The following is a 14,109-nucleotide window of genomic DNA, read 5'->3' on the forward strand; positions in this document are numbered from 1 at the left end:
TCAGCTTAAACTGTACATCTAAATATAAATATTAATTTGTGTATAAAATAATCAGTTACCCCGTGGTGTATCCTGTCTATGTGTCTGTTGGTTCTCTTCATCTTCCGTTGCACGCGATAACGGAGACGTTGGGTATGTTTATCGGTTTCCGTTATTTCCTTTTTCTGCGCCGGCGCCAGGGCGACCGGGTAGACAGTAACAATCGTATCTGGTCTATTATCGGGGCTACCTTCGGCGCTTTGCTGGGCAGCCGCTTGCTGGGAGCGCTGGAAAACCCTCCCGGACTGTTGCATGCCGACAACCCCCTGTTATACATCTACCAGAATAAAACTATTGTGGGGGGCCTGCTGGGCGGCCTGATAGGGGTGGAAACCGTCAAAAAAGCAGTAGGAGAGCGGCAGTCAACCGGCGATCTGTTTACCTACCCGCTCATACTGGCGATGATGATAGGCCGTATCGGCTGTTTCAGCATGGGCGTGTACGAAGAAACCTACGGGGTGTCTACTACGCTGCCCTGGGGGATGAACCTGGGAGATGGCCTGCTGCGGCACCCTGTGTCGCTATATGAAATTGTTTTCCTGTTGCTGCTATGGCAGTTGCTGCGCATGATAAGCCGGCGTTATGCGCTGGTCAGCGGCGCCCGTTTTCAACTATTCATGATCGGGTACCTGTTGTTCCGCTTTACGCTGGATTTTATCAAACCCGGTTACCGGTTCGGTTTTGGTCTTGGCTCTATACAACTGGCCTGTCTGGCCGGACTGATATATTATGCACCTGTTATTATTTCCCCATCACGATTAATTGAGAAACAATATGCCTGAGAAAAATTACACGTATTACGACTTTACGGTCAGTATCTGTAGCACCTGTCTGCGGCGTGTAGACGCGAAAGTGATCTTTGAGGACGACAAAGTATTTATGGTGAAAACCTGTCCTACCCACGGCAGGGAGAAAGTGCTCATCGCCACGGACATCGACTATTATAAAAATACCCGCAATTATAACAAACCATCGGAAGCGCCACTGAAAACCAATACGCGCACACATTACGGCTGCCCGTATGATTGTGGCCTTTGTCAGGACCATGAACAGCACTCCTGTCTTTCGGTGATTGAAGTAACGGACCGGTGTAATCTTACCTGCCCTACCTGCTACGCAATGTCTTCGCCGCATTACGGCCGTCATCGTACACTGGAAGAGATAGAGCAGATGCTGGATATCATTGTTGCCAATGAAGGACAGCCCGACGTAGTGCAGCTCAGCGGTGGCGAACCAACGATACATCCGCAGTTCTTCGAGATACTGGACATCGCCAAAAAGAAGCCTATCCGTCACCTGATGATCAACACCAACGGTGTCCGCATTGCGAAGGACAAGGAGTTTACCGCCCGGCTGGCGACCTACATGCCCGATTTTGAAGTATACCTGCAGTTCGATTCTTTCCGGCCGGAATCGCTGGAACGTATGCGGGGAAAGGATCTTACGGACACCCGGAAACAGGCGCTGGAGAACCTGAACGAGGTAAACCTCAGCACAACGCTGGTGGTGACCTTACAGCGCGGCATCAATGAGGATGAGATCGGCAGTATCATTGAGTATGCGCTGCAACAACCCTGTGTCAGGGGCGTTACCTTCCAGCCGGTACAGGTGGCCGGCCGCACAGATGATTTTGATCCGGCCACTGACCGTATAACGTTAACGGAAGTACGTCAGCGCATACTGGAACAGTCACCCATCTTCAATGCTCATGATATCATCCCGGTGCCTTGTAACCCGGATGCGCTGGCCATGGCGTATGTGCTGAAGATTGACGGCAAAGTGTTTCCACTCACACGTTTCGTAGACCCGGCGGTGCTGCTGAACAACAGTAAAAACACCATAGTATATGAACAGGATGAAAAGCTGCACCAGCATGTATTAAAAATATTCAGCACCGGTATTTCCACAGATGCGGCGGTTTGTGATATGCAATCGCTGTTATGTTGCCTGCCACAGATACAGGCGCCGGGGCTGGATTACAATAACCTTTTCCGGATCGTGATCATGCGGTTTATTGATGCCTATGACTTCGATGTGCGCGCTATCAAAAAATCCTGCGTACATATTGTACATAAAGACGGCAGGATCATTCCGTTTGAAACGATGAACCTGTTTTACCGGGATGATAAAGAGGAATATCTCAAGACACTGCAGGAAGAAAGAGCATCTGTTCAGCTATAAACATCGTATATGAAACCTTTTGTTAGTAAACTTTTGTGGTTGCTGGGGGTGCCGCTGGTACTGGGATTGGCAATGCTGGCGGGTGGTGAAGAGGGAATTATGAGCGCTGGTTTGATGTTAATGTTCCTTATGCCGGCCTACCTGGTGATCGGGTGTCTGCTGGCGATTTTCTCCAGGGAATATGCAGAAACAGGCAAAGCGTTGGTACTGGCTTCCGGCGTGATGCTGGTGGTGGGCTTGTCCACCTGTGGTATCATTCTCGCCTCGATGTAGGGGTAGCCGTTTAAAATCATGCTTATGCGCAACTTCAGGTGGATGACGGCTTATCTTACAGCAGTCCCGCTGCTGATTTTTTTTATTGCACTGGCTGCCGGCAAGGGTGATAACCTGGATACGGCGGGCATCCTGCTGGGAATGCTGGTCGTGGCCTATGGTATCGTAGGCGTTATGCTGCTGATAGCGGAGGACAGGGAGGAGGGGCTGGCGTTGTTGCTGTCCGGGTTTCTGATCATGCTGGCGGCGTTTATTACCGGGTGGATCATCTTGATTTAGGGATTTTTTGATGTACGATTTTTTGATTTCAGTCAGATAAAAACGAAGACCAAAGCAGACAAATAAAGTCGCTCTGGTCTTCGCTTTTTTATTCACAACATCAAAAAATCGTACATCAAAAAATCTCTAAATAACAACGTTGATCATTCTGCCTTTTACGATGATCACTTTTTTCGGTTGTTTGCCTTCAAGCCATTTTTGTACCACTTCGCTGGCCAGCACTTCTTTTTCGAGGGCGCTGTTGTCTGCATCCAGCGGCAGCCCCATTTCGGTGCGGGTTTTACCGTTTACCGCGATAGGGTAATTGAAGGTGCTTTCTTTGGTAAAGCTTTCGTCATATACCGGGTAAGCGGCGTCCAGGATGCTGGTGGTATTGCCTAGCAGGTGCCACAGCTCTTCTGCAAAGTGCGGCGCATAAGGCGTAAGCAATATCAGCACCGGCTCCAGTACGGCACGTTTGTGGCATTTCAGGGTAGCCAGCTCGTTTACACAAATCATAAACTGGCTTACCGCGGTGTTATAGGAGAAGCTGCTGGTGTCGCCGTCAATTTTATTAATGGTTTTGTGCAATATTTTCAGCTCTTCCGGCGTAGGGGCATCGTTGTTAACAATGAGGCCTTTGTTTTCGTCGGCAAAGAGACGCCACAGCTTCTTGAGGAAACGGTGTACACCTTCAATGCCTTTGGTGTCCCATGGTTTGGACTGTTCTACCGGTCCGAGGAACATTTCATACATACGGAAGGTATCAGCGCCGAATTTGTTCACTAATTCATTCGGGTTGACGGTATTGAACTTGCTTTTGCTCATTTTTTCGACCTCGGTACCGCAGTTGTATTGGCCGTCTTCGAGAATGAAAGTAGCATTGGCATAGTCTGGTTTCCACTTCTTAAAAGCTTCCGTATCTAATACAATTCCGTCTACAATATTTACGTCAACATGCAGTTTATCTGTCTGATATTGATCTTTCAGTCCGGCTGACACAAATTGTTGTGTGCCATGTATACGATAGACGAATCTGGATGAACCTTGAATCATACCCTGATTGATCAGCGATTTGAAAGGTTCATCGAATCCTATGTGGCCCAGGTCATAGAGGGCTTTGGTCCACATGCGGGAGTAAAGCAGGTGGCCTACGGCGTGTTCGGTACCGCCTACATATACATCCACCTGGTTCCAGTAGTCCGTGGCTTTACGGTCGGCAAAGGTGGTGCTGTTGTGCGGGTCCATATAACGCAGGAAGTACCAGCTGCTGCCGGCGTAGCCGGGCATGGTGTTGGTTTCGCGTTTTACGCCGGGCGCTACGTTTACCCAGTCGGTGATATTGGCCAGCGGGCCTTCACCTTCGTCGCCTGGTTTGTATTGGTCCACATGCGGCAGTTCCAGCGGGAGGTCTTTTTCCTCCAGCGGGTAGGCCACGCCGTCTTTAAACACGATCGGGAAGGGTTCGCCCCAGTAGCGCTGGCGGCTGAAGCCGGCGTCGCGCATTTTGAAGTTGACCTGGCGTTTGCCGATCTTCATTTCTTCCATTTTGTTGATCACTGCGTCCATGGCCGGTTTCATGTCCATACCATCGAGGAAGCCGCTGTTTTGCAGGGTGGCGTCTTTGGTCGGATTGGCTTCTTCGCCGTTGAACGCATCCCCGATGATATTGGTGATGGGGATGTTAAAGTGGCGGGCGAAGCTAAAGTCGCGCTGATCGCCGCAGGGCACGGCCATCACGGCGCCGGTGCCATAACCTGCCAGCACATATTCCGCGGTCCATACCGGTATTTCGCGGCCGTTGAAAGGGTTGATGGCGTATGCGCCGGTAAAGCAGCCGGTGATTTGTTTCACGTCTGCCATACGTTCCCTTTCGGAGCGGCTTTGTACGTATTCGAGGTATTTTTCGATCTCCGCTTTCTGCGCTGTGGTGGTGATTTGTTGTACCAGCTCGTGTTCCGGTGCGATTACGATGAAGTCTACCCCGAAGATGGTGTCGGGGCGGGTGGTATACACTTCGATGCGGTGACCGGTATCTTTGACGGAGAAGGCGAGTTCGGCGCCCTGGCTTTTACCGATCCAGTTGCGCTGCATTTCCTTCATGGCATCGCTGAAGTTGACCGTTTCGAGGCCTGTCAGCAGGCGGTCGGCGTATTCAGTGATGCGCAGGAACCACTGGCGCATTTTCTTTTTCACGACGGGGAAGCCGCCGCGTTCGCTCACACCGTTGATCACCTCGTCGTTGGCCAGTACGGTGCCCAGGGCGGCGCACCAGTTCACTTCGGCGTAGTCGAGAAAGGCGAGGCGGTACTGCATGAGTACTTCGCGTTGTTCTTTTTCGGAGTAGCTTTTCCATTCGGCAGCCGTGAAAGTCCGCTGGCGGTCGCCGGGACAGGCGTGGCGGCTGTTGCCTTCCTGCTCGAAGATGGCTGTCAGGGTGCTGATGGGTTCTGCTTTTGCGTTGAGGCGGTTGTACCAGCTTTCAAACAGCTGCAGGAAAATCCACTGTGTCCATTTATAGTAAGACGGGTCGCTGGTGTTTACCTCGCGTTCCCAGTCATAACAAAAACCGATATTGTCCAGCTGTTCCCGGAACGCCTTGATGTTCTGGGCGGTGGTCACAGCGGGGTGCTGGCCGGTTTCCAGGGCGTATTGCTCCGCCGGCAGGCCGAAGGCGTCGTATCCCATCGGATGCAGTACGTTAAAGCCTTTTAGCCTTTTATAGCGGGAGTAGATGTCCGTTGCAATATAACCCAGCGGGTGGCCAACATGCAGGCCGGCCCCGGAAGGGTAGGGGAACATGTCCAGCACATAACATTTGGGCCTGGGACTGTCATTGCTTACTTTATAAGCGTGGGACTCCTTCCATTGCTGTTGCCATTTTTTTTCGATTGCCCTGAAATTGTATTCCATATCTCAATGTAGATGAACGGTAACTGTCCGGATATAAACAATACATCCGGTCTTTACCGCGTTATCAGTTATAAATTTATAAACCGGTTGATGCCATTTCGGCAAAATAATGTTAAAAATATTAATACAGCAATGACATCCCCCAACATCTTTATATATTGCCGTTTTCTTAACATATATTATAGCCAGTGACACGTTGGACTGGCAAAATTAAACACATAACTACTAATTTTTATTATTTTCGCCGATAAACTGCAAGATTAATGGCGCAATCCGGGAAATCATCAGCAAAAAAGTCTAAACCGTCCTATATCTACTCCATTATCGGGGTAGCGCTGGTATTGTTTTCATTGGGAACCCTGGGACTGGTGGTCATCCATGCCAGCAAACTCAGCAAGTATTTCAAGGAAAACATTGAAATTCAGGTGATTCTGAGAGATAATGTGAAAGAGAACCAGGCGACGGCCCTGCGCGACTCCATTGCACACAAACCGTATATCAAATCCATTGAATACGTATCGAAAGATGTGGCGGCAGAGCGCTTTAAGAAAGACTTTGGCGAGGATTTTATCCAGCTGCTGCAGTATAATCCATTGTACGCCAGCATCAATATCAAGGCCAACGCCAACTACGTGAACACCGACAGCCTGAAGGTCATCGAAAACAATCTCACCCAGCAGAACATCGTACGGGAGATCTCCTATCAGCGCAGCCTGGTGCAGAAACTGAATGAAAACGTCAATAAAATAGGGATGGTGATCCTCATTATCAGCTGCCTGCTGGCGCTGGTGGTCATCTTCCTGATCGATAATACCATCCGCCTGGCGATGTTCAGCAACCGTTTCCTGATCAAAACCATGCAGATGGTGGGTGCTACCCGCTGGTTTATCGCCAAACCGTTCGATCTCCGCAGTATTGCCAATGGCGCTATCAGTGCGCTCATTGCTATCGCCGGACTGCTGGGCATCCTGTCCTTTGCAGATAAAGCGCTGCCGGAGCTGAACGGATTACGCGACAACCTGATGATAGCCCTGCTTTTCCTCGGTATGATCGTCGTAGGAATCGCTATCTCCCTGTTCAGTACCCACCGCTCCGTGATGAAATACCTGCGGCTGAAACTGGACGATCTTTATTAATGCAACATCATCTTAACCAATAAACACTATGGCTAAAGAAACGCTCAGATCAACTGTGACAAAAGATACCCAGGTGACCGACAGCCGGCCTATCTTTCCTAAAGAGAACTACAAAATCATGCTGGCGGGTATTGTGGTCATCGTTATCGGCTTCCTCCTCATGATGGGTGGCAACAGCAACGACCCTAATGCATTCAAGCCGGAAGAAGTATACAGCTTCCGTCGCATTACACTGGCGCCTATTGTCATTGTGCTGGGGCTGCTGATAGAAGTGTATGCTATCATGGCCCGTCCCAAAACGAAAGAGTAATTTTGAGCCAACGATCATATGATGACAGCGATGATGCCCTCATCGCTTTTTTTATCACATTTTAACCATACTTGTTTTAATGAACTTCTTCCATGCCATCATTATTGCCATTGTGGAAGGGCTGACGGAATTCCTGCCCATTTCCTCCACAGGGCATATGATCATTGCCAGCTCCCTGTTGGGGATTAAAGACGATGAATTTACCAAACTCTTTGAAGTGGTGATACAACTGGGCGCCATCCTGGCTGTTGTGGTATTGTACTGGCGAAAATTTCTTGTTTTCGATAAAAACAGGTTCAATTTCTACCTCAAACTGGTGGTAGCGGTGATCCCTGCGCTTATTGCCGGTTATCTCTTCAGCGATAAGATAGACCAGCTGCTGGAAAGCCCGCTCACTGTAGGTATCTCCCTGCTGTTGGGAGGTGTGGTGCTGCTGTTTGTGGATAACTGGTTCCAGAAGCCCACGATCGACACAGACGAAAAAATGAGTATGTTCACCGCCCTGCGGATTGGTTTCTTTCAGTGCCTGGCGCTGATACCGGGCGTTAGCCGCAGCGCCGCCACTATTATCGGCGGTATGCAGCAGAAGCTCACCCGCAGCCAGGCGGCGGAATTTTCCTTTTTCCTGGCGGTACCGACCATGGCTGCCGCCACCGGTTATAAACTGCTGAAAGGCAGAGAACTGCTGATGGCGCATCCGGAAAACCTGAAACTATTGCTGGTAGGTAATATCGTGGCTTTCATCGTGGCGATGGCCGCTATTAAATTTTTCATCGGCGCCCTGAAAAAATACGGGTTTAAGATGTGGGGCTACTACCGCATCATCGTTGGCGTTATTATCATTGCCGCCATCCTGATGGGAAAACAACTATGATTTCATTCCTGGCCCCGGGGCCAGGACAGCGTAATAAAACGAAGCGCCGGTGACTGATGTCATCGGCGCTTCGTTTTATTAACATCTTCGCTTATCAGCGAAATCCGTAAAAATCATGATCGTCACAGTTACCCTTTGACTGCCAGCAGCAGCTCCAGGTCTGTGTATTTGAGTTTGAATTTTTCGCTGAGGTGGTAGTTGGTCAGTGCTCCTTTGTACAGGTAGATCCCGTTTCTTACGCCGCGTTTGATCCATACCAGGTTTTCGAAACCGCCGTCGTCGGCAGCTTCCACCAGCAGCGGCATCAGGACGTTGCTGATCGCTTCGGAGGCGGTGCGGGCGAAGCCGGAGGGTATATTGGGAACACAGTAGTGTACCACGTCATATTTTTTGAAAACCGGGTTTTCGTGGCTGGTGATTTCTGATGTTTCGAAACAGCCGCCGCGGTCGATGCTTACATCCACGATCACGGAACCCGCTTTCATATTGCTGACCATCGCCTCGCTGACTACAATCGGTGTGCGGCCGCTCTGGGACGAGAGGGCGCCCACAGCCACGTCGGCATTGCACAGTTGTTCCGCCAGCACTTTGGGCTGTATCACGGAGGTGAATACGCGCACGCCTATATTGTTCTGGAGCCTTTTCAGCTTGTAAATATTGTTGTCGAACACTTTTACCGAGGCGCCCAGCGCCATAGCGGTACGCGCCGCAAATTCCCCTACAATGCCGGCGCCGATGATCACCACTTTGGTAGGAGGGATACCGGTAATGCCGCCCAGCAGGATACCTTTGCCTTTATTGCCGTTGCTGAGGTATTGTCCGGCTATGAGCATGACGGCTCCGCCGGCAATTTCACTCATCGCCCTTACAATGGGATAGGTGCCTGCATCATCTTTCAGATTTTCGAAAGACAACAGGGTGATGCGTTTGTCCATCATCTTCTGTACCTGCGGCGCTTTCAGCGCAGCCAGGTGGATGGGGGAGATAACGATCTGGTGGGGATGTAAGAGTTCTATTTCCTCATCGTTCAGCGGTGCCGATTTAACGATGATCTCTGCCTTGAAAACTTCCCTTTTATCGTAGACGATTTCTGCGCCGGCCTCTGAATAGTCGGTGTCATAATAATGCGAACCGTCGCCGGCTTTGTGTTCCACCACGATATGATGTCCGTGTGCAGCCAGGATGCTAACCGCGTCGGGCGTCAGGGCAATCCGGTTTTCCTGGAAGGAATTTTCTTTGGGTATACCGATAAATAAACGGGAATTTTTTTGTGGGATATCCAGCGTTTCTTCCAGAGGTGAATAAGTAAAGCCAGCACTCACTACAGGTTTTTGCCTTTGCTCCATAAATCGGTCAATATTGTTTTTCTGTATTTGTAAAGATACACTATTTGTCAGATGCGGAGATTTCGCGAAGCACCCTTTTTTGGTCAGGCAGCACCTCCAGTTGAAGGTGGATGGTATCGGGGGGGAGCAGGGGGGCTACCACGTCCGGCCATTCCACAAAACTGATGGCATCCTGGTAGAGCGTGTCCTCCACGCCGGCGCTGATAGCGTCGTTTTCGTCTTTCAGCCGGTAGAGGTCCAGGTGGAAGATCCGTTGTGGTTGTCCCTGTGCATCGAGGTAACCATATTCATTGATAATGGAAAAAGTGGGGCTGGCGGTGGCGTCGGCTACCCCTTTGGCCGCACATAAAGCTTTGATCATCGTGGTTTTACCGGCGCCCATGGGGCCGTTAAGCGTAAATACCTGTTTATCGCCAAAATAGTCCCAGAACGCACCGGCTACTTCCGGCAGCTGCTCCAGCGTAAATGTCCATTGCATAGGCAAATGTAGCGATTTATGGCTGTTTTTTCAGGTGGTAGCAATAGGTTAAATTTATACGCTGTTGCATTAATATTTTGACCATCTTACCCCGTCATGGGGTAATTTTACATTCGGAAAAAGGAATCACCATGACATCAGTTAGTTGTAAGGTGGAAGGCATGCACTGCACCAATTGTGCGCTCAGCGTATCCCGATACCTCGAGAAAAAAGGCATGGAAAATGTCAATGTCAGCTTTGCTACGGAAGAGGTGAGTTTTACCACTCCCGCCGGCGCCGATTCGGCGGAAGTGCTCAACGGCATCGCCGACCTCGGTTTCCGTGTGGTATTGCCTGATCAGGCGCCGGCCAAAGTACCGGTCTACCAGACCCTGACCTTTAAATTTTTCTTTTGTTTAATATTTACACTGCCGCTCCTGCTGCACATGTGGGTGGACTGGCACTGGCTGCATAACCCGTGGACGCAGTTCTGGCTTACACTGCCGGTATTTCTAACCGGACTGTGGCATTTCGGCAAAAGCGCCCTTCGCTCTGTCATGAACCGCATGGCCAATATGGACGTGCTGGTTACCCTCGGGGCTTCGGCGGCATTCTTTTACAGCGTCATCGGCGCATTGATCAACGGTAACCCGGACTACCTGTTCTTCGAAACCACCGCGGCGATCATCACCCTCGTTTTCCTGGGCAACCTGCTGGAAGAAAAATCCGTCAGACAAACTACCACCGCCATCGCGGAACTGGCCCGCATGCAGGTCACCACGGCACGACTGATCAATACAGACCACGGGCACGAACATATCCACGAGGTAGACAACAGGACGCTCCGTCCCGGCGACTGCGTGTTGGTCAACACCGGCGATAAAATACCGATGGACGGCACCATCTATTGGGGTAGCGGACATATCAACGAATCCATGATCACCGGCGAAAGCGACCCTGTCAGCAAAAAAGAAAAAGACAAAGTGATCGGCGGCACCCTCCTGGAAGAAGGCAGCATCAAAATATACATCACCGCTACCGGTAAAGACACCGTACTGTCTTATATCATTGAACTGGTAAAACAAGCCCAGAGCGACAAGCCGCCTATGCAGCGGCTGGCCGACCGCATCAGCGCCATTTTTGTGCCGCTGGTGCTGAGCATCGCCATCGTTACTTTCCTGGGGTGGTATTTTATCGGTCACACTACTTTCGGCACTGCTATGATGCGCAGCATTGCCGTACTGGTGATCGCCTGTCCCTGCGCCATGGGGCTCGCCACCCCGGCCGCTGTCATGGTGGGGCTGGGACGCGCTGCGCGCAACGGCATCCTGATCAAAGGGGGGCATACCCTCGAGTTGTTTAAAGATATCAAACGGGTAGTATTCGATAAAACAGGTACGCTCACAACGGGGAAACTCAGTCTTCGACACTATCATACTACGATGGAGGACACCAGCTTCCGGCAGATCGTTTACAGCCTGGAAAAATATTCCTCCCATCCTATTGCCCGCTCTGTGGCGGCGATGTGGAAATCGGCCGGAGAAGTGCCGCTGCAGCAGGTCCGCGAGCACAGGGGACTGGGCATGCGCGCCAAAGATAAAGAAGGCAACGAATGGCAGCTGGGATCTTTCCGTATGGCCACAGGCCTGACGGATGATGACAGTCATAATCTCTACCTGATACGCAACGGCGCTTTGATGGGATGGCTCGATTTCGCAGATGAAATACGGCCCGAAGCGGCTACGGTGATCCGGCAGCTGAAGGCCTCCGGTATACAGCCGGTGCTGCTCAGCGGCGATACCGCCCGCAAATGCGGGGAGCTGGCCGCTGCGCTGGGGATCACCGAAGTGTACGCAGAACAGTCACCACAACAGAAACTGGAACAGATCGATCGTTTTATGCAACAGTCACCAACCGCCATGGTGGGCGACGGCATCAACGATGCGCCCGCACTCTCCAGGGCTACCATCGGTATTTCGCTCAGCGATGCTACGCAGGTAGCCATGCAGAGCGCCAACGTGGTGCTGTTAAACAATCATCTCGGCAGTCTGCCGCTGGCGCTGGGACTGGGAAAACACACCTACCTGACCATCAAACAAAATCTTTTCTGGGCATTTATATACAACGTGGTAGCCATACCAGTGGCTGCGCTCGGACTGCTGAACCCTATTGTGGGCGCAGGGGTGATGGGCCTTTCCGATGTGGTGCTGGCCATCAATTCGGTACGGCTTCGGTATAAACGGGTGGTAAGTGCGGCGTAAATAGTAAATTGCAAACGCACTATTCAGCGAAAGATTTGAGTACACCCAAAGCCATACTACAGCAATACTGGGGTTACAGCCAGTTCCGTACATTACAGGAAGATATTATTAACAGTATCCTGGCTGGCCAGGATACGCTGGCGCTACTGCCTACCGGCGGCGGTAAGTCCATCTGCTTCCAGGTGCCAGCTATGATGAAACCCGGGCTGTGCCTGGTGATCACGCCGCTGATCGCTCTGATGAAAGATCAGGTGGCCAACCTCAAAAAGAAAGGTATCTCTGCTTATTCTATCTATTCAGGCATGTTGTACAAAGACGTGGAACGTGTACTGGAAGCGGCCCGCAGAGGAGGATGTAAATTTTTGTACGTATCGCCCGAACGTCTGCAAAGCAAACTGTTTCAAACCTATTGCGATGGCCTGCCGGTAAACCTGATCGCGGTAGATGAAGCACACTGTATTTCCCAGTGGGGATACGATTTCCGTCCTGCCTATCTGAAGATAGCGGATATCCGCAGTTTTTTCCCGGATGCGCCGGTACTGGCGCTCACAGCTTCCGCCACGCCCAGGGTGCAGACAGACATCTGCGATAAGCTGCTGATGAAAGACGCGAAAGTGTTTACCAAAAGCTTTACCCGCGCTAACCTCTCCTACAGTGTGCTGGAAGAAGCCACTAAAATCGATAAAGTAAAACATATACTGGACCGCGTGCCCGGCTGTGGCATCGTGTATTGCCGCAACCGTAAACGCACCAAAGAAATAGCCGACCTGCTGCAGCTGCAGGGTATCCCCGCCAGCTACTATCATGCAGGACTGCCACAGGCCGAGAGAGCCGCCCGGCAGGAAGCCTGGATCAACAATGAAACCCGGGTGATGGTCTGCACCAACGCTTTCGGTATGGGCATTGATAAGCCGGATGTGCGCATCGTGGTACACTACGATACGCCTGATGGCCTGGAGGCCTATTACCAGGAAGCGGGACGCGCCGGCAGAGATGAACAAAAGGCATATGCCGTGTTGCTCTACAACGAAGAGGAACTGGCTGAAATGCAGGAACGTATTGCGTTGCAGTTTCCCACGCTGGAACAGGTGCGGGAAGTGTACCAATGTATCGTTAACTATTTACAGGTGCCTGTGGGCAGCGCGGAAGGTATGTATTTTGATTTTGATATCAATGACTTTGCCCGTACTTTCCAGTTGAACCTCACGATGGTATACAGCGCTGTAAAGCTGCTGGAACAGGAAGAAGTACTGCAGCTGAGCGAAAGCGTGTTCCTGCCGTCACGTGCGGAGTTTGTGACCAATAAGGAATCGCTGTATGCTTTCGAAAGCGCGTATCCTGCGCTGGAAGAGATCACGAAGGTGTTGCTGCGTACCTACGAAGGTATTTTTGACCACCCCGTACCCATATACGAACGGCAGATAGGCCGGATCATGTACATGGAGGATGATGACATCGCCGCCTTGTTGCAGCAGCTGCATCAATACGGCATTATCCATTATCAGGCCCGCCGTGATGAGCCACAGCTCTGTTTTTTGCAGGAACGTGTTTCGGCCGCCAACCTGCGTATTAATATGGCGCGGGTAGAGGTACGGAAAAAAGTATATGCCGACCGGCTGGCGGCGATGTTTGCGTATGCCCGTCACAGTGATACCTGCCGTACCCAGCAGCTGGTGGCCTATTTTGGAGAAAAAGACGCAGCCCCCTGCGGCGTCTGTGACGTATGCCTGAAGAAAAAATCATCCCCGCCGGATGCCACGGCGTTTAAACGTATATCCGATAGCGTTGCCATTATACTGAAAGATAAACCCCTGCTGTTTGCAGAGCTGCATCAGCAAATGCCCGATGTGCGCCGGAGCGACCTGATGGCCGTGTTGCAGTTTATGAATGAGGAAGGGTTGCTGCGCCGCGATGAGGAAGGGAAACTTTGCATTTAGGGATGTAGTGATTTACGATTTTTTGATTTTGCGAATAAAAGAGCGAAGGCTAAAGCGATTTTAATTATCAGCTTTGGCCTTCGCTCTTATCATCCACGACATCAAAAAATTCGTAAATCAAAAA

At 51.0% G+C, this 14,109-nt stretch carries 12 protein-coding genes; 9 read left to right on the plus strand and 3 right to left on the minus strand.

Annotated elements, in window-relative coordinates:
• Positions 1-38: 38 nt before the first annotated feature.
• The 4 genes from B5D63_RS18210 to B5D63_RS18225 are packed head-to-tail and all read left to right on the plus strand — an operon-like array spanning position 39 to position 2,772.
• The gene (locus B5D63_RS18210; protein ID WP_078670162.1) at positions 39-821 is read left to right on the plus strand and encodes a prolipoprotein diacylglyceryl transferase; all 783 of its coding nucleotides are present in this window, start codon (positions 39-41) and stop codon (positions 819-821) included.
• Positions 814-2,220, plus strand: a complete 1,407-nt coding sequence (locus B5D63_RS18215; RefSeq protein WP_078670163.1) for a radical SAM protein — start codon at positions 814-816, stop codon at positions 2,218-2,220. Before B5D63_RS18210 ends, B5D63_RS18215 begins: the two co-directional genes overlap by 8 nt.
• A gap of 9 nt (positions 2,221-2,229) precedes the next feature.
• On the plus strand, positions 2,230-2,493 hold the full coding sequence (locus tag B5D63_RS18220) for a hypothetical protein (RefSeq protein WP_078670164.1): 264 nt from the start codon (positions 2,230-2,232) through the stop codon (positions 2,491-2,493).
• Positions 2,494-2,517: 24 nt separating this feature from the next.
• A complete protein-coding gene (locus B5D63_RS18225) occupies positions 2,518-2,772 on the plus strand; it encodes a hypothetical protein (protein ID WP_078670165.1) in 255 nt (84 codons plus the stop codon).
• Positions 2,773-2,898: 126 nt separating this feature from the next.
• Here B5D63_RS18225 and leuS read toward each other — a convergent pair whose 3' ends face one another.
• Complete coding sequence (gene leuS / locus B5D63_RS18230; protein WP_078670166.1) at positions 2,899-5,664, minus strand: leucine--tRNA ligase; 2,766 nt, start codon at positions 5,662-5,664, stop codon at positions 2,899-2,901.
• A 263-nt stretch (positions 5,665-5,927) separates the two neighbouring features.
• Here leuS and B5D63_RS18235 point away from each other — a divergent pair, with 263 nt between their 5' ends.
• The 3 genes from B5D63_RS18235 (at position 5,928) to B5D63_RS18245 (ending at position 7,984) form a co-directional block, all read left to right on the plus strand.
• Positions 5,928-6,800, plus strand: coding sequence for a cell division protein FtsX (locus tag B5D63_RS18235; protein WP_078670167.1), 873 nt, complete (start codon positions 5,928-5,930; stop codon positions 6,798-6,800).
• A gap of 28 nt (positions 6,801-6,828) precedes the next feature.
• Positions 6,829-7,110 carry a DUF3098 domain-containing protein gene (locus tag B5D63_RS18240; RefSeq protein ID WP_078670168.1) on the plus strand — a complete coding sequence of 94 codons (282 nt, stop codon included), beginning with the start codon at positions 6,829-6,831 and terminating at the stop codon, positions 7,108-7,110.
• A 79-nt stretch (positions 7,111-7,189) separates the two neighbouring features.
• Positions 7,190-7,984 carry an undecaprenyl-diphosphate phosphatase gene (locus B5D63_RS18245; protein WP_078670169.1) on the plus strand — a complete coding sequence of 265 codons (795 nt, stop codon included), beginning with the start codon at positions 7,190-7,192 and terminating at the stop codon, positions 7,982-7,984.
• A 128-nt stretch (positions 7,985-8,112) separates the two neighbouring features.
• Here B5D63_RS18245 and B5D63_RS18250 read toward each other — a convergent pair whose 3' ends face one another.
• On the minus strand, positions 8,113-9,330 hold the full coding sequence (locus B5D63_RS18250; protein ID WP_078670170.1) for an alanine dehydrogenase: 1,218 nt from the start codon (positions 9,328-9,330) through the stop codon (positions 8,113-8,115).
• 40 nt (positions 9,331-9,370) lie between these two features.
• A complete protein-coding gene (tsaE, locus tag B5D63_RS18255; RefSeq protein WP_078670171.1) occupies positions 9,371-9,808 on the minus strand; it encodes a tRNA (adenosine(37)-N6)-threonylcarbamoyltransferase complex ATPase subunit type 1 TsaE in 438 nt (145 codons plus the stop codon).
• 131 nt (positions 9,809-9,939) lie between these two features.
• Between tsaE and B5D63_RS18260 the strand changes: the two genes are divergently transcribed.
• Together B5D63_RS18260 and B5D63_RS18265 are read left to right on the plus strand one after the other, a co-directional pair.
• The gene (locus B5D63_RS18260; protein ID WP_078670172.1) at positions 9,940-12,048 is read left to right on the plus strand and encodes a heavy metal translocating P-type ATPase; all 2,109 of its coding nucleotides are present in this window, start codon (positions 9,940-9,942) and stop codon (positions 12,046-12,048) included.
• A gap of 35 nt (positions 12,049-12,083) precedes the next feature.
• Positions 12,084-13,985, plus strand: coding sequence for a RecQ family ATP-dependent DNA helicase (locus B5D63_RS18265; RefSeq protein ID WP_078670173.1), 1,902 nt, complete (start codon positions 12,084-12,086; stop codon positions 13,983-13,985).
• The last annotated feature ends 124 nt before the right edge of the window (positions 13,986-14,109 follow it).

Source organism: Chitinophaga eiseniae, from assembly GCF_900167135.1.
Taxonomy (GTDB): Bacteria; Bacteroidota; Bacteroidia; order Chitinophagales; family Chitinophagaceae; genus Chitinophaga; species Chitinophaga eiseniae.